At 56.6% G+C, this 25,900-nt stretch carries 25 protein-coding genes, 1 tRNA gene and 1 other RNA gene; 7 read left to right on the plus strand and 20 right to left on the minus strand.

Features of this window, described 5'->3' with window-relative positions; all coding sequences use genetic code 11:
* Positions 1-3: 3 nt before the first annotated feature.
* From murD to rnpB, 9 genes are all read right to left on the minus strand, one after another.
* On the minus strand, positions 4-1,350 hold the full coding sequence (gene murD / locus ABF979_RS06290; protein ID WP_415558580.1) for a UDP-N-acetylmuramoyl-L-alanine--D-glutamate ligase: 1,347 nt from the start codon (positions 1,348-1,350) through the stop codon (positions 4-6).
* Complete coding sequence (gene mraY / locus ABF979_RS06295; protein WP_064273099.1) at positions 1,347-2,438, minus strand: phospho-N-acetylmuramoyl-pentapeptide-transferase; 1,092 nt, start codon at positions 2,436-2,438, stop codon at positions 1,347-1,349. The genes murD and mraY overlap by 4 nt, the downstream gene beginning before the upstream one ends.
* The gene (locus ABF979_RS06300) at positions 2,438-3,814 is read right to left on the minus strand and encodes a UDP-N-acetylmuramoyl-tripeptide--D-alanyl-D-alanine ligase (RefSeq protein ID WP_415558582.1); all 1,377 of its coding nucleotides are present in this window, start codon (positions 3,812-3,814) and stop codon (positions 2,438-2,440) included. Before ABF979_RS06300 ends, mraY begins: the two co-directional genes overlap by 1 nt.
* Positions 3,811-5,262, minus strand: a complete 1,452-nt coding sequence (locus tag ABF979_RS06305) for a UDP-N-acetylmuramoyl-L-alanyl-D-glutamate--2,6-diaminopimelate ligase (RefSeq protein ID WP_415558584.1) — start codon at positions 5,260-5,262, stop codon at positions 3,811-3,813. The genes ABF979_RS06300 and ABF979_RS06305 overlap by 4 nt, the downstream gene beginning before the upstream one ends.
* 8 nt (positions 5,263-5,270) lie before the next feature.
* On the minus strand, positions 5,271-7,238 hold the full coding sequence (locus ABF979_RS06310; protein ID WP_415558586.1) for a peptidoglycan D,D-transpeptidase FtsI family protein: 1,968 nt from the start codon (positions 7,236-7,238) through the stop codon (positions 5,271-5,273).
* 85 nt (positions 7,239-7,323) lie between these two features.
* Positions 7,324-8,124 (minus strand): hypothetical protein, encoded by an 801-nt coding sequence (locus ABF979_RS06315; RefSeq protein ID WP_415558588.1) that lies wholly within the window; start codon positions 8,122-8,124, stop codon positions 7,324-7,326.
* Entirely contained in the window at positions 8,121-9,092 is a 972-nt protein-coding gene (gene rsmH / locus ABF979_RS06320) for a 16S rRNA (cytosine(1402)-N(4))-methyltransferase RsmH (protein WP_415558590.1), read from the minus strand. The genes ABF979_RS06315 and rsmH overlap by 4 nt, the downstream gene beginning before the upstream one ends.
* The gene (gene mraZ, locus ABF979_RS06325; RefSeq protein WP_046901379.1) at positions 9,089-9,559 is read right to left on the minus strand and encodes a division/cell wall cluster transcriptional repressor MraZ; all 471 of its coding nucleotides are present in this window, start codon (positions 9,557-9,559) and stop codon (positions 9,089-9,091) included. The genes rsmH and mraZ overlap by 4 nt, the downstream gene beginning before the upstream one ends.
* Positions 9,560-9,845: 286 nt before the next feature.
* An RNA gene (gene rnpB / locus ABF979_RS06330) (RNase P RNA component class A) lies at positions 9,846-10,249 on the minus strand.
* Positions 10,250-10,324: 75 nt separating this feature from the next.
* Here rnpB and ABF979_RS06335 point away from each other — a divergent pair.
* Positions 10,325-11,317 carry an alpha/beta hydrolase gene (locus ABF979_RS06335; protein WP_415558592.1) on the plus strand — a complete coding sequence of 331 codons (993 nt, stop codon included), beginning with the start codon at positions 10,325-10,327 and terminating at the stop codon, positions 11,315-11,317.
* A gap of 9 nt (positions 11,318-11,326) precedes the next feature.
* Here ABF979_RS06335 and ABF979_RS06340 read toward each other — a convergent pair whose 3' ends face one another.
* Both ABF979_RS06340 and zwf read right to left on the minus strand, forming a co-directional pair.
* Entirely contained in the window at positions 11,327-11,785 is a 459-nt protein-coding gene (locus ABF979_RS06340; RefSeq protein WP_415558594.1) for a hypothetical protein, read from the minus strand.
* A gap of 6 nt (positions 11,786-11,791) precedes the next feature.
* Entirely contained in the window at positions 11,792-13,261 is a 1,470-nt protein-coding gene (zwf, locus tag ABF979_RS06345) for a glucose-6-phosphate dehydrogenase (protein ID WP_415558596.1), read from the minus strand.
* 270 nt (positions 13,262-13,531) lie between these two features.
* Here zwf and ABF979_RS06350 point away from each other — a divergent pair, with 270 nt between their 5' ends.
* A complete protein-coding gene (locus ABF979_RS06350; RefSeq protein WP_007283547.1) occupies positions 13,532-13,798 on the plus strand; it encodes a DUF2312 domain-containing protein in 267 nt (88 codons plus the stop codon).
* A 58-nt stretch (positions 13,799-13,856) separates the two neighbouring features.
* The gene (locus ABF979_RS06355) at positions 13,857-14,447 is read left to right on the plus strand and encodes a hypothetical protein (protein WP_202207310.1); all 591 of its coding nucleotides are present in this window, start codon (positions 13,857-13,859) and stop codon (positions 14,445-14,447) included.
* 23 nt (positions 14,448-14,470) lie between these two features.
* Here ABF979_RS06355 and proB read toward each other — a convergent pair whose 3' ends face one another.
* From proB to rplU, 4 genes are all read right to left on the minus strand, one after another.
* Positions 14,471-15,607 (minus strand): glutamate 5-kinase, encoded by a 1,137-nt coding sequence (proB, locus tag ABF979_RS06360; protein ID WP_202207311.1) that lies wholly within the window; start codon positions 15,605-15,607, stop codon positions 14,471-14,473.
* On the minus strand, positions 15,604-16,614 hold the full coding sequence (gene obgE, locus ABF979_RS06365) for a GTPase ObgE (protein WP_064273106.1): 1,011 nt from the start codon (positions 16,612-16,614) through the stop codon (positions 15,604-15,606). Before obgE ends, proB begins: the two co-directional genes overlap by 4 nt.
* Positions 16,615-16,691: 77 nt before the next feature.
* Entirely contained in the window at positions 16,692-16,958 is a 267-nt protein-coding gene (rpmA, locus tag ABF979_RS06370; protein WP_046901385.1) for a 50S ribosomal protein L27, read from the minus strand.
* A gap of 26 nt (positions 16,959-16,984) precedes the next feature.
* Complete coding sequence (gene rplU / locus ABF979_RS06375; protein ID WP_046901386.1) at positions 16,985-17,299, minus strand: 50S ribosomal protein L21; 315 nt, start codon at positions 17,297-17,299, stop codon at positions 16,985-16,987.
* A 284-nt stretch (positions 17,300-17,583) separates the two neighbouring features.
* Between rplU and ABF979_RS06380 the strand changes: the two genes are divergently transcribed.
* Positions 17,584-17,673 (plus strand) — tRNA-Ser (locus tag ABF979_RS06380).
* A 164-nt stretch (positions 17,674-17,837) separates the two neighbouring features.
* Here ABF979_RS06380 and ABF979_RS06385 read toward each other — a convergent pair.
* A complete protein-coding gene (locus ABF979_RS06385) occupies positions 17,838-20,084 on the minus strand; it encodes an FUSC family protein (RefSeq protein WP_202207312.1) in 2,247 nt (748 codons plus the stop codon).
* A gap of 31 nt (positions 20,085-20,115) precedes the next feature.
* On the minus strand, positions 20,116-21,162 hold the full coding sequence (locus ABF979_RS06390) for a UdgX family uracil-DNA binding protein (RefSeq protein ID WP_415558598.1): 1,047 nt from the start codon (positions 21,160-21,162) through the stop codon (positions 20,116-20,118).
* Positions 21,163-21,585: 423 nt separating this feature from the next.
* On the opposite strand from ABF979_RS06390, the gene ABF979_RS06395 reads away from it, so the two are divergent.
* The 3 genes from ABF979_RS06395 to ABF979_RS06405 all read left to right on the plus strand — a co-directional run bounded on the left by ABF979_RS06395 (position 21,586) and on the right by ABF979_RS06405 (position 23,417).
* The gene (locus ABF979_RS06395; protein WP_086634139.1) at positions 21,586-22,050 is read left to right on the plus strand and encodes a MucR family transcriptional regulator; all 465 of its coding nucleotides are present in this window, start codon (positions 21,586-21,588) and stop codon (positions 22,048-22,050) included.
* 68 nt (positions 22,051-22,118) lie between these two features.
* Positions 22,119-23,072: a signal peptide peptidase SppA gene (sppA, locus tag ABF979_RS06400; protein ID WP_415558600.1), complete on the plus strand. Its 954-nt coding sequence runs from the start codon at positions 22,119-22,121 to the stop codon at positions 23,070-23,072.
* A 39-nt stretch (positions 23,073-23,111) separates the two neighbouring features.
* Positions 23,112-23,417 (plus strand): integration host factor subunit beta, encoded by a 306-nt coding sequence (locus ABF979_RS06405; RefSeq protein ID WP_415558602.1) that lies wholly within the window; start codon positions 23,112-23,114, stop codon positions 23,415-23,417.
* A gap of 292 nt (positions 23,418-23,709) precedes the next feature.
* Here ABF979_RS06405 and ABF979_RS06410 read toward each other — a convergent pair whose 3' ends face one another.
* The 3 genes from ABF979_RS06410 to trxB form a co-directional block, all read right to left on the minus strand.
* The gene (locus tag ABF979_RS06410) at positions 23,710-23,856 is read right to left on the minus strand and encodes a hypothetical protein (RefSeq protein WP_415558603.1); all 147 of its coding nucleotides are present in this window, start codon (positions 23,854-23,856) and stop codon (positions 23,710-23,712) included.
* A 10-nt stretch (positions 23,857-23,866) separates the two neighbouring features.
* Positions 23,867-24,763: a LysR family transcriptional regulator gene (locus ABF979_RS06415; protein WP_046901392.1), complete on the minus strand. Its 897-nt coding sequence runs from the start codon at positions 24,761-24,763 to the stop codon at positions 23,867-23,869.
* 117 nt (positions 24,764-24,880) lie between these two features.
* A complete protein-coding gene (gene trxB / locus ABF979_RS06420) occupies positions 24,881-25,855 on the minus strand; it encodes a thioredoxin-disulfide reductase (protein WP_211502773.1) in 975 nt (324 codons plus the stop codon).
* Positions 25,856-25,900 lie beyond the last annotated feature (45 nt).

Genomic DNA, 25,900 nt, shown 5'->3' on the forward strand with positions numbered 1-25,900 from the left:
CCGTCAACCTTCCTGTTTTGCTTTGAGCATTTCGCCCGAATGGCCTGATTTCACAATATTATCGCAAATCTGGAGAAAGTGTGACCCACGATCCTCAAAACTGCGAAACTGATCAAAACTTGCACAGGCCGGAGACAGAAGAACAGTTTTGACACCAGCCGTCACGGCTGCGTCAAACGCTGCGGGAACTGCGCGATCAAGCGTGTCACACATCGTGTAAGGAACGCGATTGGCTCGAAGCGTTTCAGCAAGAACAGAGGCATCTCGGCCAATGAGGAACGCGTGGGCAATGCGGTCAAACCACGGGATAAGCATCTCGATGCCCCCCGCCTTAGCCGTTCCTCCTGCAATCCACATCACACGGTCGTAGGACCCAAGCGCCTTGGACGCAGCTTCGGCATTAGTTGCTTTGCTATCGTTGATGAACGCCACACCATCCCGCTCGGCTACCTTTTGCAGCCGGTGTTCCAGACCGGGAAATGAGGCCAATCCATCACGAATAGCCGTGTCGCTCAAACCAAGATGCTTTGCCATCGCCCAAGCCGCTGCGACGTTCTGACGGTTGTGCCGTCCGGGGAGTGCAGGGCCGTCAAAGGATGGAACCGCATCCGGCGCCAGCATCGTGACGGGAATTCCTCGTGACGCAATTTTCTCGGCGATCGTCAGGCACCATGGATCGTCTTCGCCGATGGCCGCCAGATCTTCAGACGTCATGTTGTCGAAGACATGCGCTTTCGCTGCCGCATAGCCATCCATGTCTCCATGACGATCAAGATGGTCCGGTGTAATGTTTAACAGGCAGGCAGTCGCAGCGTGGAACTGATCCAGCCGGTCCAGCATGTATGACGACATCTCAATAACGTAGATGCCGGTATCAGCCAGAAGAGGAAGTGCCAGAGACGCAGTGCCCAGATTGCCGCCCGCGACACAGGGAACCCCGGCGGATTGCAGGAGATGAGCCAGCAGAGCTGTTGTTGTGGATTTTCCGTTTGTACCGGTTATGGCTGCAAAATGCGCTTTGGATCCGGCTTTGCGAACATTGCGATAAAGCAATTCTGCATCTGACAGGATCTGCACATTCTGAGCGCGAGCCAGTTCGGCCACGGGATGCGGCTTAGGCAGAATATGCGGAATACCAGGAGACAGGACGAGCGCTGTCATGCCGGAAAGGTCTGTCAGTGGTGCAAGTGTCAGTCGCTCATGAGAGGGCAGGGACGGGTTATTATCGTCCCATGCCTGAACCTCGGCACCCATGTTCAGCAACGCGCGGACTACGGCCGCACCGTTACGACCAAGACCGCAAACCGCATAGTGCTCGCCTGCGAGAAGATCTGTCGGAAAGCCTGTCATCTCAATTTCAGCGTGGCCAGACCACACAGCCCCAGAACAATGGAGACAATCCAGAATCGTACGACGATCTTCGGTTCCTGCCAGCCCTTCTTTTCAAAGTGATGGTGCAACGGTGCCATGAGGAACACACGCCGGCCTGTACGCTTGAACCAGAAAATCTGGATCACGACGGAGAGTGTTTCTGCGACAAACACACCGCCAACAATGCACAGAACAAGCTCATGCTTGACGGCAACAGCAACGGCACCGAGTGCGCCCCCGAGGGACAGGGAGCCTGTATCACCCATAAAAACGGCAGCCGGGGGTGCATTGAACCACAGGAAGCCAAGCCCTGCTCCAATCAGTGCGGCGCAGAACACAGCCAGTTCTCCGGTGCCCGGAACAGGATGAAGCTGGAGGTAATCAGCAAAAACATGATTGCCGACGAGATAGGCAATCAGCGCAAAGACGAGCGCTGCAATTACGACAGGAACAATGGCTAGCCCATCCAGGCCATCGGTGAAGTTCACGGCATTGCCGAAGCCTGTGATCGTAATCATCGCAAAAAGTGGGAAGGCATAACCGAGCGGAAGGAGGATATCCTTCACGAAGGGGAACGCGACGGCATTACGGAGCTCCGGTGGCGTCAGATGCTGGAGCCAGATGCCTGCGATGAGAGAGGCTGCAAACTCACATCCCAGTCGTACACGCTTGGACACACCTTTCGTATTACGGCGGGAGAGCTTCAGATAGTCGTCTGCAAAGCCAACGGCACCGAATGCGGCAGTCGTGAGCATAACGGCCCAGACAAAACCGTTTGTCAGGTCTGCCCACAATAGCGTCGCAGAGAACAGTGCGATCAGGATCAGCATCCCGCCCATTGTTGGCGTGCCAGCCTTCTCCAGAATATGCCGTTCCGGACCAAGCGTGCGGATAGGTTGCCCTTCACGCTGGATCCGTTTGAGCTGTGCAATGAAGGGGTTGCCAAGCGCCAGCGAGATCACCAGCGCCGTCAGGCATGCACAACCCGAGCGGAACGTCAGATAATGGAAGAGGTTGAAGAACCCGCCATGCGATGAGGCATGAGAGGCGACGAGATTGAACAGCATCAGGCAGAGACCGGGTTGGAAGCGTTATCGAGGGCCGCAATGACATCGCGCATCCGGCTGCCCAAACTGCCTTTGACAAGCAGCAGGTCACCGGGACGGAGAGCATCACACAGAAGGGGGGCGAGGGAAGACGCGTCCGGGGCGTAACCACCCCGCACGGTTTCGGGAAGAACTTCGTAAAGCGCGTGCATATGGGTGCCACAGCAGAAAGCCAGTGCATCTGCTGCGATTACGGCATCCGCCAGAGAACGATGTTCTGCCTCTGCGAACGCGCCAAGCTCACGGATGTCTCCCAGAGCGACCACGCGCCGTTTGGCGGGAAGAAGCGAGAGAGTCTCTAGCGCCGAACGAATGCTGGTCGTGGATGCATTGTAGCTTTCATCAAGCAACTGCACGTCGTTCAGCACAGTACGCATCTGTCCGCGGCCTGCTCCTGGAACAAACCCGGTCAACGCTTTAGCCGCATCCTGCACATTTTTGCCAAGCGCTGCGACAGCTCCGAGAGCCAGCGCGGCATTTCGCGCCAGATGTCGGCCGGGAGCTGTTAATCTGACGGACACGCTCGGAACATTAGGTAATGTCAGGGTAAAAGTGCTGCCTTCCGCGGTGCAGACCAAGTTTTCTAACCGGACTTGGGCGGCAGCAGAAAAGCCGCTTAACCAAAGAGATGCATGGGCAGGGAGGGCTGCCTGAAACAGGTCTTGCCCTACAGCATCGTCCGGAGCAATGGCCGTCCCGTGTGGTGGTAATGCGCTGAAGAGTTGGGATTTTTCACGCGCGATTTCTTCCACGCTTCCCATGTGGCCCAGATGTGCTGTTCCGATGGTGGTAATGATCCCGACGTCCGGGCGAACCTGCGCAGCCAAGGGGGCAATTTCCCCCACATGGTTCATGCCAATCTCACTCACGCAAAAACGTGCATCGCGGGGGAGGCGCGCTAAGGTGAGAGGGACGCCCCAGTGATTATTGTAGGAGGCGATGGCAGCATGTGTCGGCCCGAGCGCAGAAAGTGCGGTGCGGAGCATGTCTTTCGTCGTGGTCTTGCCGACGCTGCCAGTAATCGCAACGACTTTTCCATCAAAGCGTGCGCGTGCGAAGCGTCCCAGTGCCTCCAGACTCGTCATCGTATCGGCAACGATCAGGAGGCGTGGATCTGTCAGGCCTCTGGTGTCATGCACCATTACACACGCTGCCCCGGCATCAAGGGCCTGCGCGATGTGAGCGTGGCCATCACTGGCATCGCCCTTAAGTGCGATGAACAGGTCGCCAGATTTCAGTGTCCGCGTATCGATGGAAATTCCGGTGACGGCAACCTCAGCTTCAAGGCGGCCATTTGTCGCATCACGAAGCTCTTCGGATGTCCAGAGAACGTTCATGCTGCACCTGCGAGTTCACGGATAACGCTGCGGTCATCGAACGGAAGAACGGTTTGACCAACAATCTGTCCCTGCTCATGACCCTTGCCAGCAACAACCAGAATGTCCCCCGGCTGAAGCGCGTCCAACCCTGCGGCGATCGCAGACCTGCGGTCTCCGATTTCGTGCGCTTCTGGGCAGGCCGCATGGATGGCGGAACGGATACTCTGCGGATCTTCCGTGCGCGGGTTATCGTCTGTGACAATCGCCAGGTCCGCCATGCGCGCTGCAACTTCGCCCATTAACGGGCGCTTGCCACGATCACGATCGCCGCCCGCACCGAACACCACAATAAGCCGTCCTTTGGTGTGTGGCCGGAGGCTCGCTAGAACGCGTTCCAGTGCATCCGGCGTGTGGGCATAATCGACGTAGGCTGCGGCTCCATTGGAAAGCTCAACAGCACGTTCACATCGTCCGCGCACACCGACCAACTGCGGCAGGTAATCTACCACGCTTCGTGCTGTGCTTTCATCCTGCCAGCACATCGCGGCTGCCAGCATGGCATTATCGGCCTGGAACAGGCCGGGTAATGCCAAGGTCATTTCTGGAAGCTCTTCGCCGTAGAGGGAGAGCCGAACAATCTGACCGGTAGGTGTCGGAGTTGTTTCGAGAAGGCGCAGGGCTGTCCCTGTTTTGCCGACTGTGCGAAGTGTCATGGCGCGCTGGGCTGCCAGTGCCTGCAACGCGTTGAGCGTCTCAGGATCCATATCCGCATTGACCGCAGCAATACCACTAGTTGGCAAAAGTTCTTCAAAAAGACGCAGTTTGGCAGTGCGATAGGCTGTAATCGTGCCGTGGTAATCCAGATGGTCACGCGTCAGATTTGAAAAGCCCGCTGCGTTAAGCGTAACGCCATCAAGGCGGTGCTGCTCCAGTCCATGCGATGAGGCTTCGAGTGCAACATGATCCACACCGTACTGCGCCAAAGAGGCAAGTGTCTTGGCCAGTGAAACGGGATCTGGTGTTGTCAGTGATGGCGGAGGCGGGACGTCAACGTTGGCAATCAGCCCCAGAGTTCCAAGGCTGGCCGCCTTGAAGCCCTGAAGCGTCCAGATCTGGCGAAGAAATTCTGCCGTGCTGCTTTTGCCGTTTGTTCCGGTTACTGCTGCAATGCAGGTCGGCTGTGGACCTGCAAGCGTTACAGCCGTTAATGCGAGCAGGTGTTTGGCGTCAGGAGTTAGCAGAACGGGAACATCAGCTTGCGCCGGATGATCTGCAACAACGGCAACTGCACCATTTGCGACCGCTTGAGGAATGAAGGCTGCTCCGTCCTGTTTCGCGCCCCGGAGAGCAAAAAACAGTGTGCCCGGCCGGACCTGTCTGCTGTCTGCTGTTACCGCGCAGATTTCAGGGTCAACGGAAGGCGACAGAACGGAACCATTCTGCCGGAGGAGTTCAGAGAGACGCATGGGTAGGCTCAGTGCTGTGTCTTGGGAGTGTGCGCCTGATTGCGCGGATCCCCAGGATCATTGCCAGGGCCAAGGGCACGATAGCCCGCTGGCACGGACGGATTCATGGGGATGGAAAGAGACGCGTCAATGGCGTCTTTGTTGGCCGTATCCGGGAACTGGTTCAGGATAGGCCCAACACGGGAAATGATCTTCTTGACGGTTGGCGCTGCGTTCCATGCAGCAGTGGTCCAGCCATGTGTGGCTGCAGTGCCCTGTGGGCTATCGAGCATGACATACACCGCATAATGCGGGTTGTTCATCGGGAAAACACTGGTGAAGGCCGAAACGTTGACGTGTTTCAGGTATCCACCATGAGCACCGATCTTTTCAGCCGTGCCTGTTTTGCCACCCACGTAATAGCCCGGAACTTCAGCCGATTTGCCGCTTCCCAGGGTAACGTCAAGACGCAGCAGTTTGCGTAGCAGGGCAGAGGTTTTCTCTGACAGAACCCGTGTTCCGACAGGTGTCTGTGCGCCAATGTCATCACCACTATCCGCTTCGTCGGGCTTGTAAGCGACAGGACGCACCTTGGCATCAGGTGTCTGGCTCTCGTCCTGCTGATCCCGAGCCACCAGTGTGGGCTTCAAAAGAATGCCACCATTCACGGTCGCCGCTGTGCCACGGACAATGGCCAGCGGAGGCTCAGCCACACCATGACCGAAGCCAACAGTCATGACGGTGGAAAGTCCCCAGTTTTTCGAGGCCGGTACAAGTGGACGTCCGGCTTCTGGAAGCTCAACCGGGACGCGGTTGAAGAAGCCCATGTTTCGCAGCCAGTCCTGCTGGCGCTGGGCGCCCACATCCAGGGCAATATGGGCTGCGGCCGGGTTGGACGAATAGGCCAGCACACCCGGCAGAGACAGCCATGGTGCAAAATGATCAGTCTTCATATCGCGGATGGTGAAGCGACCAACCCGGATAGGAATGGTCGAAAACCGATCCCAGATATGAACTACGCCAAGCTGGAGACCCATGGCCGCCGTTTGAAGCTTGAAAGTCGAGCCCGGCTCATACATGCCTGTCACGGCCCGGTTAAAGCGGGCATCGTTTGGTGCATGGTTGAATTCATTGGCGTCATAGTCAGGAAGACTGACCATGGCGAGAATTTCACCCGTCCGAACATCCATGACAATGGCCGAAGCGCCGATTGCCGAGAATTCATCCTTGGCAGCCTGCAACTCATCATGTGCCACGGCCTGAACGCGAACATCCAGAGAGAGGCGCAGTGGTGTGCGGTCCGAATTCAGGCGCTGATCAAAAAAGCGCTCCACGCCTGCGATGCCATGATCATCAATATCCACGCTGCCCATGATCTGGGCTGCGGTCCGGCCAAGAGGATAATGACGGCGCTCACCGGCCTCAAAATAGATGCCGGGAATACCGAGGTTATTGATTGCGATTTCCTGCACGGGGGAAATATCGCGGGCAATGTAAACGAACTGCTTCTTCAGCGAGAGGCGACGAACAGTTTCTGCTTCATCCAGTTTGGGCAGAACGGTTTTAAGCTTCTTTGTCGCGTCTTCTGGATCAATCAGTTCCATCGGATTGGCATAAACCTGCGCGACGGGAAGAGATAGCGCCAGGGCCTGCCCGTTACGGTCGGTAATGGTGGCGCGTTTGACTGTAGGCAGGACGAAATCGCCTGCCATTTCACCACGTGGATCGCTTTTCGGAATTTCTGGAACCTGAGGTGCGATCTGGCGCTTCTCGGGCTCCATAGGCATCAGCACCGTTGCGAACGTGGCTTTGAGGGCAACTGCGCCATAAATGGCCAGAAAACCCATGCCAACGCCCAGAAGGCGACTATGCATCTGATCCAGATTAAGACGGCGGGAAGGCGTTCGCACTGCCGTCTGTGAGTCGCGCCGCTCTGCCCGTTTGCCCGGGCGCGCTGCGCGACGCGAACCTGATGGGGGTGGCACGTCCTGGGGCATCGTGCGGCGTTGCGTCCTGTCTAAGGTGCTCGCCCGAAGCTATCCGGAAAATACTGAACGAGCAGTTAATAAAGAAGAAAGGGTCTCAGTTAGCCAACGGAACTGGCGGGGGCAATGCGTCTTCGTCATTTCCCAGCGCAGAGCTGGCATGATGGTGCGGGCGTGGGCGCTCTTCTGCAACGCGGGTCAAGGACGCCTCACGAACCTGATGAACGGGTTGTGTGTGCCACGCAGCAGCGACCAGTGGTGTCGGGCGTGCGCCATGATAGCTCACAAGACGAACGGTCGGCGTCACGTCCGAACGGGTTGTCGCACTGACATGCGGCGTCACAGGGCGAGCAGAGGCCAGATCCATGTCTGGGGAATGGACAATCCGGTCAGCATGAGGGTGAGCAACATGCGTCGTGACGGTATGGGCTGTCATGACATGAGGTGTGGGAGCTGCAGGCGTGGCTGCAGCAATAACCGGAGCATGCTGAACAGGCGCAACTGGGTGAACAACCGGAGGAGCCGGGAGCGGAAGATGTGCCTCGGTCGCCGCACGGTTGACGACTTCATGCAGGCTTTCTCGCGGATCTGTTGGAACAGGGCGAGAGCCCGGGTTTGGAAGGCGTGCTTCAAGACTGGCCATTCGGATGAACTGATCCGGGGCCATAGGGTGAAGGTCGGGAAGAAAGCGCGCTGCCAGGGTGTTCAGGCGATCCGGCTGGTTCAACAGGGCCCATTCCGTGCGCATCATGGCTGTCTGCGCGCGGACTTTCTGCGTTTCCTGGACCACCTTGGTGATCTTCTGGTCGAGGACCGTCGTCTCATGCTTCTTGGTGTAGAGAAACAGGCCAGACCCTGCGGCGAGAACAGCGCAGGCGATGGTGAAGGGCCGGATCATGCTCGGTTTCCTGAGGCGGGCGGTTGTGGGGCGGAATTACGAACCAGGGCGCGCAACCGGGCGCTGCGTGCTCTGGGGTTATCCCGCGCTTCCTCTTCCGTGGCAGGCAGGGGGCGGGAATACAGGAGAGAAAAAGCCGAAGGCTCTTTCCGGACGGGCGCCGGGTCATAGCGGGACGGATTGGCAGTACGTCCTGCCAGTTCCGCCATGGCGCGCTTGGCCAGACGATCTTCAAGGGAATGGAAGGTCACAACAACGAACACGCCGCCTGGAGCCAGAAGGCGAGGGGCTGCCTCCAGCGCACGTTCCAGTTCGCCCAGCTCGTCATTCACAGCAATCCGGAGACCCTGAAAGCTGCGTGTAGCGGGATCGATCTTGGAGCGGTCTTTGGGGACGCAGGACCGAACGATATGGGCGAGGCGGCCCGTAGTCGTAATGGGTTCTTCCGCGCGGGCTGCCACAATGGCGCGTGCGATGCGACGGGACAGCTTCTCTTCGCCATAACGATAGAGAACATCCGCCAGATCACCTTCCTTCATGGAGTTCACCAGATCGGCAGCAGAGGGGCCTTCGTCCCCCATGCGCATATCCAGCGGACCATCATTACGGAAAGAAAAGCCGCGTTCAGCCTGATCAATCTGGAAGGAAGAAACGCCGAGATCCAGAACGATGCCGTCAAACGGTCCGTCCTGACCCACAAGCGCTTCCATATCTCCGAAGGTTCCCTGATGCATGAACAGTCGACCATTGGCCTGCTCGGCCATGGCTTCACCACGGGCAATCGCAGTCGGGTCACGGTCAATGCCGTGCAGGGTGCAATCTGCGCTGTTGAGTATGGCGCGTGCGTAACCGCCGCCACCAAATGTCCCATCCAGATACCGGCCGCCTTCACGCGGAGAAAGTGCTTTGAGCACCTCCTTCAGCATGACGGGAACATGTCCTTGATGGACGAGCGTGATTGCGTTCATGCCGCATCTCCGGTGGCCGGTTTGCGGCTGCTGGTAAGTTCTTTTGCCCGTGCGCGGGCCTGGTGACGACGTTCTGCTGCTGCTGCCGGATTCCAGATCTGGAAAACGCGACCCAGTCCCATGAAGGACACTTCGTCGCTTAACGATGCATGGGCGCGCAGAACGTCGGGAAGAATGATCCGGCCTTCCTTGTCGCTGTCGAGCGGATATGCATCTGCATAGAGGCTTGCAGCTAGATCTTCGTGGTCTTCAGAGAACGGATCGTATTCGTCCAGAGGCTGCGCCAGAGAGGCGAAAGCGGCGGACGTCCAGGCTTCGATGCACGGATGAAGATGTGAGGGCCGAAGAATGACCAGCGCTTCGCCAGGCTGAGCTTGCGTTCTGAGAGCGGATCGGAAGGGGGCCGGAATGGAAACACGTCCCTTGGCGTCAAAGCGGTTCTGATGTGTGCCGAGGAACATGCTCATTGATGATGTGCCTCCCTTCACTTCAGGACTTGCGCAAGGTGATCAGGTATTTCTCTGTTCTTTCTTGGGATACCATGGGATTTCATGGGACGTCAAACATATATCTGCGAAAAACCGCAGAAAACTGCGGCTATTTTCATAGTGGAAATTGTGACGCGATTTTTTGCTGTTTGTTAGGAATTATCAGGGATAATCGCACGGCGAGATCTATACCTGCCGTTATTTGTTCCCTTTATGTTCTCATGGTGTAGCTTTTGAGAATTACTGGAGAACGTTTTTTATCAGAGGTGCCAGACGGCCTGTAAGCCGGGTTCTGTCCGCCAAAGGCGGGACGATCATTCCTCTGGGACATGCATCGCTGCATGCCTCACGCAACCAACCCGAACGACGGAGTGAGACGCTCCCGGCTGCCTTGCGACAGCCTGCCGTTCCTATTCGGTTTTGCTCCCGGTAGGGTTTACCGTGACCGACGCCGTTGCCGGCATCGCGGTGTGCTTTTACCACACCGTTTCGCCCTTACCCGCGACGTATTCCAAGAAGGAACAGTCCGGCGGGCGGTCTGTTTTCTGTGGCACTGTCCCTAGGGTCGCCCCCGCCGGCTGTTAGCCGGTACCGTTGTCCCATGGAGCCCGGACTTTCCTCCATGACGGGGATCCTCATCCCAATCACAGCGACCGTCCAGCCGTCTGGCGGTGCGGACCTTGCGCCGGGAGCGTTTGCGGGTCAAGGGCAGACTTTGTTCTTGTTTCGCGGCATGATGCTGGAATGAAACCAGTATTTGCCCTGAGGCTGTTTCTTGCTTGGCTCGCATGGCAGGCTCGCCGCCGAGGTGTTGTACGTCCGGCAGTGCCTGTTGAGGTGGTTCCAGAGATCCCTGGTCCGGCCCCGTCGCCAGATGTGCTGAAGCAGATACGGAAGATCACCGGGCGCCCCAGCTTTCCGCAATGCCTGTCATCGCTGCGGATCCGCAAATGGGTAGACATCAGGGTTCCCGGCGGAGAAGGCCTGCGACCTGCACGCCTGTATCGGCCAAGAGGGATAGTATCGGGCGTGGTGCTGTTCCTGCACGGTGGCGGATTCGTCCACTGCGATACGACGTCACATCACGGAATCTGTTGCCGTCTGGCTGCGTCTTCAGGCGCGATGGTCCTGTCTCTCGATTACCGTCTGGCACCGGAACATCGGTTCCCGGCAGGTTTAAGAGACGCGCAGGCAGCCCTACAGTGGCTTAAACTGGCGGCGCCGGACCTGCCGATTGCTGTGGCAGGGGATAGTGCTGGTGGAAATCTGTCAGCAGTGCTGGCGCAATGGAGTCGCTCACAGCCCGGTCTGCAGCTGGCTGCCCAGCTTCTTTATTACCCAGCCCTGAGTGGCCCGGTCATTCCTTTATCCCGGCATGATTACGCGGAGGGTTACATGCTGACGACAGACCTTCTGTATTGGTACTGTTCTCAGACGCTCTCATCGCCCGATCAGCTTTGCGATCCGGAATTCTCGCCTGTCTTTGCGGATCATCTGACTGACCTTCCTCAAGCGATGATCGTGACGGCTGGTTTTGACCCTTTGCGTGGAGAAGGTGAACTTTACACGCGATTGCTCAGAGAGGCTGGAGTGTCCGTCAAATACCGGGTGTTTCCACGCATGATTCATGGCTTTCTGAACGGGTATGCCCTGTTCAGGGATGGGCGGACGGCATTGCGGGAAGGGGGCGTATTTTTACGCGAGGCTTTCAGGAAGGCCGGATCACGACCTTCCTGAGCAGAAGATTTAAAGCCGCAGTTCGTGGAACGTACCAGGCGTTCCTGCATCGGTTTGAATCGTGCGTGCGCTGCGATCAACCTTCAGGCTGAACAGTTTGTCAGCTGACGGCTTGTCTCCGGGGCAGCCATTGCCGTGGCGTCCCAGAACATCAATGTCCGGATTATTCTCGGCAGCATTGCCATTCACGACGAATACGAGACAACGCTTGGGCATGTCCGTCAGTCCGTCGTTGGTCACGACAAGCCGCAGATGTTCCACAAGGGCTGTATTATCGAACCAGCTCAGCTTGTTGAACGTGAACTTGTCGTAGGAAAAATCCAGAAGTCCGGAACGAACGACCACGAACATCAGCAGAAACGCCGGCACCACAATCAGGAGCCGGCGCATCAGATGCTGTTTGAGTGTACGGGGCGGACGCCGTGTGCCCCGTGTAAAACGGGGCTTCGCGTTCGCGGGGTCAGTCAAAAGCAATTACTCCATGTCTTCGTGCCACTTGTCGCCCTTGTCGGCGAGCAGCGTTGCAGATTTCTCCGGACCGTAAGACCCGGCGCTATAAGTCTGCATCGGCACCTTGTTCTCGCTCCAGGCCTTGAGCACAGGCTCGGCCCAGCGCCATGCCGCTTCAACTTCGTCACGGCGAATGAACAGAACCGGATTCCCACGCACCGCGTCAAGCAGAAGGCGCTCATACGAGTCCGGGAAGGGCAGGCCACCTTCCATGCGGATTGTCGTGTCGAGATCTGCCGTACGCAGTGTATAGGCGTCCAGAGCGGGGTTCTTGACGTTAAGCTGGAGCTCAACACCCTCGTTCGGCTGAATGCGAATGACCAGTCGGTTTTCTGCTGGTGCGGCACCAAACAGAGCGGTGGGCGCAGAGCGGAAACGAATAACGATCTCGCTAACTTTGCGGGCAGAGCGCTTGGCCGTCCGGATATAGAAAGGAACGCCTTTCCAGCGGGGGGTATCAACCCAGGCACGCACTGCGGCGTATGTTTCCGTGTTGCTCGGCTGTCCCAGCTCTTCCAGATAGCCCGGAACGCTCTGGCCACCAACAACGCCAGCAGTGTACTGCGCGCGGACGGTCTCAGAAGCGACAGTCTCATCCGTAATGGGGCGGAGTGCGTTCAGCACGGCCAGCTTGGCATTACGGACGGTATCGGCTTCCAAGGAATCAGGCGCTTCCATTGCGACCAGACACAGCACCTGCAGGAGATGATTCTGGATCATGTCCCGCATGGCACCTGACGTGTCGTAGTAGGAGGCACGCCCTTCAACCCCGACGGTTTCAGCAGCCGTGATCTGAACACTCTCGATCTGCTCGGCAGACCAGACGGCGTTCATGATCGGATTGGCAAAACGAAGAGCCAGAACGTTCTGGACAGTCTCTTTCCCGAGATAATGGTCAATACGATAGACCTGATTTTCCGGGAAATACTGGCCCACGCCGTCATTGATGGCAGTCGCGGTCGCCATGTCCGTGCCAATCGGCTTCTCCAGCACGACGCGCGAACGAGGCGTTACGAGGCTATGGCCGTGCAGGTTCTCGCAAATTCTTCCGTACAGTTGCGGGGCTGTTGCGAAGTAATAAACGCGGATCCGGTCAGACGGGGCTTCGGAGAGAATGGAGGACAGGGCGCTCCAGTCACTGTCGGCCTTCGTGCCATCAAGTGTGACGTAATGTAAAAGTCCCAGAAAACGGTCTACGAGGACCGGAGACCGGACATCATCGGGGATGAAGCGTTCCAGCGCCTCTTTGGCGCGGGCAACATAGCCGTCCCGGTCGATATCCGTACGGGCCGTACCAATGATGCGGGCATCGTCTGGTATCTGTCCCATGCGGAGACGGTTATAAAGCGCAGGCAGAAGCTTGCGCATTGTGAGATCGCCGGTGGCGCCAAAGATAACATAGTCGAATGGTTCGACTTGCTGGACGTGTTCCATGGGTGCTCTCTGACCTCTCGAACCCGGATTGTCGGGGGAAAAGGGTTTAGGGTTCAGGCCTTTGCAGGCAGGGTCTAGTTCCGCTCTGAGGGGCTTTATGTCAAGGGAACGGGCATGCACGACATCGGGAGGAGGCATCACGGAAACGCGTGCGTTCCCTAAATGTGCACATAATTCCGTTGACCTCCCAAGCCTTGGCGCGATAAGCCGCGCGGCTGGTGTCGCATCTCTGCGATGCCCCGGACTTATGCCTGAAAAAGGAAAATGAACATGGACGCAGAAAGCAAAATCGAAGGCGCCGCAACGGGTGGCATTGCTGCTGACCGCCTGCGCTCCATCATTGAGCGGGTCGAGCGTCTGGAGGAAGAACGCAAGGCTCTGGCGGGTGACATCAAGGATATTTTCTCTGAAGCCAAGTCTGCGGGTTTTGACGTGAAGGTGATCAAGCAGATCATCAAGCTGCGTAAGCAGGAGCCTGCGGAAGTGGAAGAGCAGGAAACGCTTCTTGATATCTATCGCCGCGCTCTTGGCATGTAATCCGGCGTCTCCGGATCGAACCCGCATTGTCTGGCTCTCTTAATATCCGGACCGGAGCATGATGCCCGATATTTCATGGTTGCCCGCATGGGCATTGATGTCTCTGCTGATCATTGCCGGGCTGTTCGCCCTGGCACTGGTCTGCATGCCGTTTGCCGTTTTCGGTGTTAAGCCACGGTTGCAGGAACTTGAGTTCCAGATTGCAGAACTGCGTGCAGAGCTTCAATCACTGTCTCTGCGTCTGACGGCCCCGCCATCAGACCGGATGGTTGCCGCCGGGCGGCCGTCTGCCGAAGAAAGCCGGACTGACAGTGTTCGTGCGCCAGTTCAGAAAACGCCCTCGGTTGAGCGCGTACCGTCTGAACCAGCGGATTATTTTGAGCCTGCTGCTGTCGTGCGTGCTGAAGGGCCGTCCTATGAAGACGGTCCGTTGGTGGCTGATCCTGACGCTCTGCGAAGAGTAGCCAAGAAACCTGAGGTCGCTAAAAAAAGCTGGTCTCGCGCGCCTTGGGAGGGTGAGCAGGCGCGAATTCGTGCTGCTCGGGAACGGGAAGAGCTTGCTCCTCGCTCCGTAGCCAGCCGAAGTGATGATGACGAGGCCTTTAGGACCCGCGCGGAGCCAAAGCTCCGGTGGCCGCCAAGAGACTAAGAACGGTTTGTGCTGGAAGGGCTTTAGTGCTGATCCAGCACAAGATCATCGCGATGAATCAGAACATCGCGACCACGGTAGCCTAAAAGCTGCTCCATTTCTTCCGAGTGATGGCCGATAAGCTTTACGCACTCTTCGGAGGTGTAGGACGCCAGCCCACGACCCAACACATTTCCCCGCGCATCTTTGATCAAAACAAGATCGCCGCGCTCGAAATGTCCGTCAATTGCGGTAACGCCAGCGGGAAGGAGTGATGCGCCCACGATCAGGGCATTCTGCGCTCCCGCATCAATCACAAGAGAACCCTTGGGGTGCAGGCTGCTTCCGATCCAACGTTTGCGGGCAGATCCCGTATCCGTCTGGGGAAGGAACCAAGTGCACAGACCACCATCCAGAAGCTTCTGAATGGGATTCTGCGCCTGTCCTGCCGCAATGACCATGGCTGCGCCAGCGCGATTGGCAATTCGCGCCGCCATAAGCTTCGTACGCATCCCGCCAGACGAGTAGCCAGGTGGAGGCTCGCCCCCCATGGCCATGATGTCGTCCGTCACTTGCTCAATGACCGGAATATGGCGCGCGGCTGGATTCGTGCGGGGGTCTGCCGTGTAGAGGCCGTCAATGTCGGAGAGGAGAACGAGACAATCTGCTTCAATCATCTGCGCAACACGGGCGCCTAAACGATCGTTGTCACCAAAACGAATTTCCGAGGTAGCGATGGCATCATTTTCATTGATGACGGGAATGCAGCCAAGGTCCAGCAAGGTCTGGAGTGTAGCGCGAGCATTCAGATGCCGCTCGCGGCTTTCCGTGTCATCAGGCGTAAGGAGAAGTTGGCCTGCGACAAGGCCGTGCTTGGCAAGAGCCTCACTCCAGCCCTGAGCGAGACCAATCTGTCCAACTGTAGCAAGTGCCTGCTTTTCGTCGAGGCGCAGGCGGCGGTTCATCAGGCCCAGTTGATGTCTTGCAAGGGAAATTGCCCCTGAAGATACGACAACCACTTCAGTGCCAGCCTTTCTGAGACTGGCGATGTCCTCACAGACACTTCGCAGCCAGTCGGCCCGCAGCGCTGCCTGTGCGCCATCAACAAGAAGAGCGCTTCCAACCTTGATAACAATCCGGCGCGCCTGCGCCAGTTGAGGGGCAGGGGCCTTGGCGGTCATGCCAGCTTGCTTTCCTTTGCTGCATTGACACGATCCTGAAGGAGCCGGAGCAACTCGGGCAGGCCTTCGCCTGTCACGCCGGAGAGTGTCAGCACTTCTGCGCCAGATGCTTTTGCAAGAGCCCGTTTTTTTGCTGATTTCTGTTCGGCAGTCAGGGAATCGCACTTATTAAGCACAATGATCTCAGGCTTAGCGGCCAGAACCGGATCATAAGCTTCAAGCTCATTACGGATCAGGCGCCAGTGCTTCACGATCTGCGACTCAGTTCCATCAATCAGATGAAGCAGCGTTGCACAGCGCTCGACATGACCCAGAAAGCGATCCCCAAGGCCTGCGCCTTCGCTTGCGCCCTCGATCAGACCGGGAATGTCCGCAATGACGAACTCTTCAGTCGTATTCAGGCGTACGACACCAAGCTGCGGATGCAGAGTGGTAAACGGGTAGTCTGCAATCTTCGGTCGTGCGCGGGATGCAACGGAAAGAAGCGTAGATTTGCCTGCATTCGGGAGGCCAACCAGGCCCACATCCGCAATGAGTTTCAGGCGCAGCCAGACCCAGCGCTCTTCACCTGGCCAACCCTTGTCGGCTCGGCGTGGCGCACGATTGGTGCTGGTCTTGTAATGGGCATTGCCTCTGCCACCATCACCGCCGCGGCACAGGAGGATTTCCTTGCCGTCTTCGTCCAGATCCGCAAGGAGTGTCTCGCGGTCTTCATCGAAGATCTGCGTGCCGACGGGCACATTGATGATAACGTTTTCCGCAGCTGCGCCAGTTCTATCGGACCCTGCGCCGTTGCCGCCTTTACGGGCCTTGAAATGCTGTGTGTATCGGAAGTCGATCAGCGTATTGAGGGCAGGGACGGCGCGGAAAAGAACATCGCCACCACGCCCGCCGTTACCACCGTCAGGGCCACCGAATTCGACGTACTTTTCCCGACGGAAGGCGATCACGCCGTCACCGCCATCGCCGGAACGTACATAGATCTTGGCCTGGTCGAGAAATTTCATCGTATTATCCGCAACATATGAAAAAGGCCGGCCCTTGGGAGGACCGGCCCTTCCGCTCGCGCTTGGGGCGCGGTGACTTATTCGGCGGCTTCCGGCAGCGCCACGGAAACGTGGACGCGGCCTTCGGCGCGACGCTGGAACTTCACGTGTCCGTCCACAAGGGCGAACAGTGTGTGATCGCGACCAATGCCGACATTGCTGCCAGCCTTCATCTTGGTTCCACGCTGACGGACAATGATGTTGCCTGCCAGAACGCTCTCGCCGCCGAACTTCTTGACGCCGAGACGGCGACCGGCGCTATCGCGCCCGTTACGACTGGAACCGCCTGCCTTTTTTTGTGCCATGGCTGTGTATCCTTCCTAGTGCGGCTTCAGGCCGCGTTGATCGCGTCGATGCGCAGCACGGTAACGTGCTGGCGGTGGCCATTCTTACGACGGCTGTTCTGACGGCGACGCTTCTTGAAGATGATGACCTTGGCCAGACGGTCCTGCGCGACCACAGTGGCCGTCACGGTTGCGCCAGCAACCAGCGGCGCGCCAACGGTCACGCTGCCTTCGCTGCCGACCATCAGGACGTCGGAGAAGGTCACGGTGCTACCGGCTTCAGCCTCAAGCTTTTCAACCTTCAGGATGCTCTCAGGAGCAACACGGTACTGTTTTCCGCCTGTGCGGATGACTGCAAACATTCTGGAAACTCTCGCTGTTCCGATCTCTTGGCCGCTTTTGCCGGGGTATTCCCGGTCTGGCGCAGCCCAGTCGCTTCTTATCGTTGGTTCCTGACCGACCACATGGGACGGCTAGAACAGGCGGGTCGATACAAGGAGATGGCTGTCCCGTCAATCAAAAACAGCAAATTGTGAGTAGGTCATACCATCTTTATCGGCGAAAGAATGGTGGCTCCCTCTTGCATTATGCTGAAAAGCCAGTCATAAGCCGCGCCATCGATCAGGTCTGCTTCTGTGGACCGTACGGAGAGGTGCCAGAGTGGTCGATTGGGGCGGTCTCGAAAACCGTTGTGCCTTCGCGGGTACCGTGGGTTCGAATCCCACCCTCTCCGCCATAATTCCTAAGATCTGTATATCTGGCCTCAACCCTTGTGAGGAATATTCTCCATCGTGGGGTGCGGTTTGTATCGCGGTATTTGGATTACATCAGAGCGCACTATAATCGTTTTGTAATATTCAAAATTCCCAAGGAATGCGAAAAGAGCATTCCTCTCATCGCCTAATGTGATTCTTGCACCTTCAGGTGACTACGCTCGCCTCTAAATGGGCGGCTCGCATCTAGGAAATCGGCGTTCGTTTGCATCGTGTAGGCAATAACAACGAGGTAGGTGATCGCCCGCGTCATTTCCAGTCGCGTGACCAGATCTGTCTCATGCTCATCCAGAGCGCGAAGGCGCCTTACAGCCGCATTGGCAACGCGGGCCGCTTTATCATGGCGACGTGTGGATTGTTCGACGTAATGGAGCACCAATTGAATGGGGCGTCGTGCGCTGTCGGGAAGGTATTCGCGGTCCAGCAGTGTTCGCAGGCGAATAATGTTCAGACCGAGCGTGAGTGTGGCGAGCGTTCCAAGAATGCAGGCTTCGATCAACGGAGCAGGGGTGGGGCCAGCATGACGGATCAGACGCGCGAAGCGATCCGTATTACGGCCGATCCAGATACTGATTTGTGGTGTCTGTGCGGGATCTGCGAGGCCGCGCAACTCAGCCAGCATAATTCTGCGGAGACGCAGCCGTTCATCAGAACTGTTGAACGGCAATACTGTCCTGAAAACGAGAACGCTGATGCCCACTGCCATAACGACGGCCATATTGCCGTTATAAAATGCCACCTCGTTCATGACGTGATGGTTCTCCAGCCCAAGCATTGCAGGGAGGAGAAGGCCATACGCAGCAGCGCCACCAGCAGTGGACGGATTGCCTTTTGCCAAGCCACCAAGGAACATGGCCGGACCTAGGAAGAGCGCCAAAGTCTCGAAGGTCGTAACCTTGGGCATGAGGACAAAGACAAGTATCCACGCCACGACGTAAGCGACCAGAGCACCTTTCAGAAACTCCGTGGTGCCAAGGACCGGGTTTTCTTTAGTGGCGAACAGGCCGCAGACCAGCGTTGTGATAGCAATGAAACCAAGTCCGCTTGGCCATGCTGTGACTTCATAAATCAGGGCCGTAACAAGAACGGCACAAGCCCCGCGAAGGCCGTTATGAATTGCTTCGCGTGTGTCGCGGTGAGTCTGGCGTTGGAAATGAAAATGATCGCCTGGAATAGAGTGTGTGCTGGCCTCGTATTCCTTGATGGCAAGTTCCAGGTCTCCGAGTAGCTCCCCAAGTGACATGAAGAGAACGCGTTCATCGAGGTGTGTCTCGGTGTCCTGCTCATTCAGGCGCAAATCGAACGGGTCTGTTCCAGGAATGGGTTCATTGCTGTTCTCCAGATCGGTAATCCGGTGAGGGGCAGCATACAGGCGGCAAACATCACGGAGATGCTGGAGTTCTGCCAAAAGATCCGGGACAGATTCAGTATTGGCAATACGCTTCGGGAAATCTTTCAGGAACGAGAGGATTTCATCAGCGGCCTGCGTGAAGGCAGGGTGGTCATGGTTCAGAAGTTGCAGGCGCATTGCCATACCGAACCCGCGAGACAGCAGGGCTGATACGGAGGCAAGAGCGGCACGGGCATGGTCACCTTCGTGTCCATGCGGGCCCATCTCGACTTCTGCAAATTCAATCTGATCGTTAATGCTGAGGATAGTGCCAAACTGCCTGCGTGCTGCATTCAGGGCGCCGCGCTCCTCACCGAGAATACTCGTAAGCGTCTTCGTAACGAGAACCAGAGCAGACTCCAGCTTCTGGCGCAGTTGGATCCGGGCCTGCCGTTCCTGAGTGGTGGCAAAGATCAGACCCATGAAGGCTTCACACAGAACGCCGAGGGTAATGTAAGTGGTTCTGGATACGGCAACGGTGAAGATATTGTCCGGATCGGAAGCAGCATCCATACAAATGATCGAGCAGGTATATCCTGCAAGAACAAGGGCATAAGAGCGGAAGTTACTTACGAATGTTGCGAGCCCGCTGCACACGCCAATCCAGACGGCGATCATGGGAAAGAAGAGCCAGGGTGCCTGAGGCGCGGCTGCCATCAACGCAATAGATGCGACCGCTCCGGTAATTGTTCCAATGATACGCCATTTGGCTTTGGACTGGCTTTCACCACGGGTGGCCTGTGCAACAGCCCAGACAGTCATTGCGGCCCATGCAGGACTGTCCAGCTCCATCCAGAAGGCAATTCCGATGGCGAGACAGGCTGCAAATGTATTTCGCAGAGCAAAAGTCAGGGTCGCTGCTGATGGCGCATAGATCCATGACAGGGGCAGCTTGACCCTGGGCCGCAGAGCGGCTGACGCACCTGCACCTGATGGAGAACTGTTCGGAGTCGGACGTCCTGTTGACGTAGTACTGCCACTCATTGTGCGGCTTTCTTACTCCTGAAGCTGTCAATTAGGCGAGAGCGGAAATGGCCATTCTCAGATCTGCAACAAATTTTGTGTATTCACGTGTCCTGCTGTCCTCATCTGGAATTCTGAGCAGGTAAGAGGGATGGACAGTCACAATGCCAGTACTGCCATCTTCCAAAGTTATGTAACGGGAACGCTCTCGTGAAATAGTGATTGGTCGTCCAAGGACGGAACTTGCTCCGGTCACGCCGAGCAGAACTGTAACCTTTGCCTGAAGGATACGCCGTTCAGCTGTGATCCACGGGGCGCAGGATTTTACGTCTGTCGCATCGGGTGTCTGATGAATGCGTCTTGCGCCGCGGCGGACAAATTTGAAATGTTTGACTGCGTTACTGATCCAGGCCTGTTCCCGATTGCCTCCGGCTTCCTGAAGTGCGCGCTCGAAGAGTTGTCCGGCTGGGCCAACAAACGGTCGTCCCTGAAGATCTTCCTGATCTCCTGGTTGTTCGCCGACAAAGAGGATCTGTGCCTGCGTCGTGCCTTCTCCGGAAACGGTGCGTGATGCGTGGTAGCAAAGATCACAGAGAGAACAATCGACGGCGAGGGACCGCAGGTTTGACAAAGAGGACGTCTTTTCAATCTCCTCCAGATCAGGTGTGACATGCACTGTGGCCGGGTTGGCCCAAAAGGCGTTGTCTTGCCCGGCCGTCGCCGCTTTCTTTGCAAGATCAATCAGATCTGCCTCTGATTGTCCTGCCTCATCAATAGGTGGTCCAACACGGTACTTGTGCCCGTCCCAGCAAAGTGTCGTCTCGTCTGAAAGGAGCACCCAAGGGGAAACCCGCAGTCTGATGAGAGGGGATCTCTGACTGTCTATGAGCTGTAATTTTTGGCGTGTTCGAATGATCTGCCAGTCTGTTATTCGGTTCTCTGGGAACGCGCTCCTCAATTCAAGAATTTGCTCTCGAACGGTGCTGGCAATCTGCTCAAAGTGGGTGATGTCTGTCTCACGTGGGCTTCCGTGCTCCTGGATATGTTCCAGGGCGCGATAGAGAAGATCAAATCTCTCCGGGATATCGGATGCAAACACGGACGGGATCAGGGCCGCAAATTTTCGGGGCAGACGCAAAGGGGAGGGAGTGTCAGGTAAATCCCGATCTGTTTTCGCTGCGTAAAGAGCGGCAGGTGCTCTAATACTCCAAGTGATCGAAGACCCCGGGATTCGCTTGCTCAGGAAATTACGCGATTGTGTTCGCCATCCTGAAAAATCACTTGGTGAACAGAGTGTAGCGTCAACGGTTTGCATAAGGCTTCCCGGAAAGAAAATTAGCGAATTCCGAAACACGCTCTGAAGTGATTACTTCTTTTTTAAGGAACGTGCGGTCAATTTGGTATTAAAGTTGAGTGGCTATCTCGGTGGTATTGGGTATATATTCTGCAAACAGGCTCGGCAGAATGATTTCACGCTGTTGAGCATAGTAAAAATGCTATTTTGAATGGAAGGTAAGATATTATGTCGGAGAATACATCCCACCCGGATCTGTTGGAGCTTACAGCGCAGATCGTTGCTGCACAGGTTTCCAAGGGTAATGTGGATGCGGCGTCTCTCCCGGCATTGATCCGCCAGGTTTATGAAGCTCTTGCAAATGCTGGTGCTCCACAGGAAGAGCCGCAGCCAGAGCGTCCGCAGCCTGCTGTGCCGATCAAGCGTTCAGTATTCCCGGATTACATCGTCTGCCTTGAAGACGGTAAAAAGCTGAAGATGCTCAAGCGTCACCTTCAGAGCGCTTATAATATGTCCCCAGAGCAGTATCGCGAGCGTTGGGGTCTTCCGTCCGATTATCCGCTGGTTGCTCCGAACTATGCGCAGCGTCGCTCGGCTCTGGCTCGCGAAATCGGTCTGGGCCGCAAGATCAGCGCAACAGGCGAAAGCAAGAAAGAAACTGGCCGGACGCGTCAGTCCAAAAAGCAGGACTAATTCCCGGCTTTCTGGAATTGTCTTTCTAAAAAAGCACTATCTGTCATGTGGTCGGAGAATACTGTTTCATGAGTTTAGAGGCAGAGACGCTTCTCCGATCAATGGCTAACAGCAAGCGCCTCCTTCTCTGGAGGGGCGCTGCGCTTCTGTTTTTCCTTGCAGCGCTTATTATTGCTGTTGGTAAAAGCCACTCAACTGTTTCCAGTTTAGATGCGCGTCCGCACATTGCGCGTTTGGTTATTCACGGCGTGATCGGAAATGACGTTTCCCAGATCACGACGGCACTTCGTAAAGCACAGAAGTCCTCTTCAGTAACCGGACTCCTGCTGGTTGTTGATAGCCCCGGCGGCGGTGTCACGGGCGGGGAGCGTCTGCACGATTCGATCGAGAAATTTGCACAGGTAAAGCCTGTTGTCGTCACGATGGGCGATATGGGCGCGTCTGCCGCCTACATGCTCTCAGTTCCAGCACAGCATATCGTGGCATTGCCTTCCACGCTGACAGGCTCGATCGGTGTGATCCTGCAGCGGCCCGATCTTTCTCCGCTGCTAGGGCGTGTCGGCATTGATGTTGCTGCTATTACGTCTGGCGCCATGAAAGATCAGACTGATCCCACAAGTCATCTGACGCCAGAAGGGCGCACGATGCTTCAGGGATTGGTCAATGATCTCTTCGATCAGTTCGTCGCCATGGTCGTTAAAGGGCGGCACATGCCTGAAGACAAGGTGCGAAGCCTTGCAGACGGTCGGGCCTATACGGGTCGTCAGGCTTTGAGCCTGGGCCTGATCGACGAATTGGGAGACGAAGACACTGCTCGGCAATGGCTCAGGCAGCGCCTGAAAATTGGAGACGCACAGTACCCAGTGATGCCGTTGCTCTCTGTAACCAAGCGACACTGGTATGATTTTCCTCGCAAACGGGCCATGCTCGAAGGCGTGTTTGGATCAGGCTTTACGGAGATGCTGGAAGGGCGATTAACCCTCAGCAGCCTTGACGGGGCCGTTGCGATTCTGCAACCCTGACAAGCCAGTTTCATGGGCGGAGGCAGATAGGCTGCAGTCATGACCAAATCGGAACTTATTGCAGAGCTTTCCACGATTTATCCTCACCTTCTGGCGCGGGATATCGAACGGATCGTTCACACCATTTTTGACGAAATCAGTGCAGCTTTGACGCGAGGTGATCGTGTTGAACTTCGCGGGTTCGGCGCATTCATTCCTAGGCGCCGAGATGCGCGGACGGGTCGGAATCCACGCACTGGAGACACTGTTTCTGTCGAAGAAAAAAGCGTTCCCTTCTTTAAAGTGGGGAAAGAGTTGCGTGAGCGTGTGAATCAAAGCGCGACCAAGTCAGCCACGGCAGAATGACAGGAGTTTCTGTTCCCTGTGTTCTGGATGCCGCTTTTTGAAGCAGAAAAGCGGAGCTAATGCTTTCAGGCACGCGTTGAGAAGCGTCGTGCGCTATTGTGTGGCAATGTGGAAAGCCCCTTTATTATCTGTCTGGATAATCCCGATTTTTATAGGGGCTCTGTGCTGTGCCGGGGCGTCCTCGGCAAAAGCTGCTTCAGGGTCTCCTCTGAAAAAAGCAGATTCAGTAAAAATGCTACAGAATCAGAAAGTTCGGGCCACTGTCACGCCCTGCTATCATTCCCAATTGGGGCTAATTGTTCTCAAGAGCAATATAGAGAGCACGCATTCCAGGCATGGAAATGGCTTTGCGCCTGTCGGGGAAGCCGTCTTCCGGTCCAGTGCAGCCCAACGTGTTTGCGTCACGGGGCATGGCCGCCGCGGATGAGCGCGGCGGCATTCTATGGGCTTTATTCCTGGCCTTTGAGGCTGCTGATTTCCGAAAGCAGAAAATCTCGGAATACGGCGATTCTTTTGGAAGTCCGCAGTTCTTCCGGATACACGAAGTAAGCCTCGACCAACGGAACGGCCTGATTTGGCAGAACTCTGACTAGGTTGGGGTAGGATGCAGCCGTGTATAGCGGCAAAGAGCCGATACCTGTGCCTGAAGCAATCGCAGTCGCAACGGCAGCAATGTTGTTGATGGCCAGCCTGCTTCCCCGATGGGCCAGACCTTCATGGCGAAGGAGGTCCAGAAGCCAGTTTACATTCGGCAATGGCAGGTGGCGTCCTGCAAAGCCGATGATCTGATGTTCCGCTAATTCCTGCAGATTTGTCGGCGTGCCATACCGGTCCAGATAGTCTGGGCTGGCATAAATTGGCATCGGGAAATTGGCCAGATGGCGCTGTACAAGGTCTGGCTGTGTCGGCGGATGCAGGCGAATAGCCACGTCTGCTTCCCGCATTCCCAGATCAAGGTCTGCGTCTTCAAGAAGAAGCGTGACCTCGATATCAGGGTGCAGTTCCAGAAAGCGATGCAGCCTCGGAGATAGCCAACAAAGGCCAAAACCGGTGGTTGTCGTGATCTTTATTTTGCCCGCTGCTCGTTCCTTGCTTTCGCTCAGGAATGCCTGTGTCAGGGCCAGCTTGGAGAAGACTTCACGCACTGTGCGATTCAGAACCTCACCCTGTTCAGTCAGGATGAGGCCTCGTGCATGCCGATGAAACAGCGGAACACGCAGAACCTCCTCCAGAGCTGAAATCTGCCGCGAAACGGCAGACTGGCTCAGGTTAAGTCTGTCACCTGCATGGGTGAAGGACCCGGCTTCGGCGACTGCGTGGAAAATACGCAGTTTGTCCCAATCCATGTGGTGGTCTCCCCGATCGCTGGCGCGTCGGTCCTCGTCCTTCTTGCCCATGTCACCTGGCGTTGTTTAAGCGGTGTGTCGTTGAAGGGACGAAACTGTCTGAACCTGCGACGAGGGTCAAGTTTTTGTCATAGCAGGTATGCCAGAAATGTAGCGTTCGGCTTCCAGAGCGGCCATGCAGCCTGTACCCGCAGCCGTCACAGCCTGCCGATAAATCCGATCCTGAATGTCGCCTGCGGCAAAAACACCTTCTACCGAAGTGCGCGTTCCACCGGCTTCCGTGATGATATATCCATCTTCGTCACAAGCCACTTCATGGCGGAACGGCCCCGTATTCGGGCTATGGCCAATGGCGACGAACACGCCATCAACGGACAGAGTTTCGCTTTCTCCCGTCTGAGTATTCTTCAGACGAACGCCACACACAACTTCCGGCGTTCCGGCACCAAGAACTTCTTCGACAGCACGATTCCAGTGAACTTCGATTTTCGGATTCGCAAAAAGACGCTCCTGCAGAATGCGTTCAGCCCGGAAACCGTCCCGTCGATGAATAACGTGAACCTTGTCAGCGTGGTGAGTCAGATAGAGCGCTTCTTCAACGGCCGTGTTGCCGCCACCCACGACCGCAACCGTTTTGCCGCGATAGAAGAAGCCGTCACAGGTTGCGCACGCCGAAACGCCGCCAGCCTGAAGGCGTTTTTCCGACTCGAGGCCAAGCCATTTGGCCTGGGCGCCCGTTGCGATCACGACTGTACGTGCAAGAAACTCATCCCCTGAGTCGCCTTTCAGATGAAAGTATCCATCTGCAGCCGGACCGTTCTTCAGGTCTGCCTCGGTAATCAGGTCATAGATCAGGCGTGTGCCGACATGTTCAGCCTGTTCGCGCATCTGCTCCATCAGCCAGGGGCCCTGAATGGGAGCCGCGAAGCCAGGGTAGTTTTCAACGTCGGTCGTGATGGTCAACTGGCCGCCTGGCTGAAGACCAGTCACGAGAATCGGTTTCAGACTGGCGCGTGCGGCATAAATGGCGGCAGTGTAGCCAGCGGGGCCTGCGCCCACGACCAGAAGGTCCGTATGATGGATTTCAGGCATGATCGATCCTCGTCCGTGTTTTGACCCCTCATATAGAGCTTTCAG

Source organism: Gluconobacter sp., assembly GCF_047723935.1.
Taxonomy (GTDB): Bacteria; Pseudomonadota; Alphaproteobacteria; order Acetobacterales; family Acetobacteraceae; genus Gluconobacter.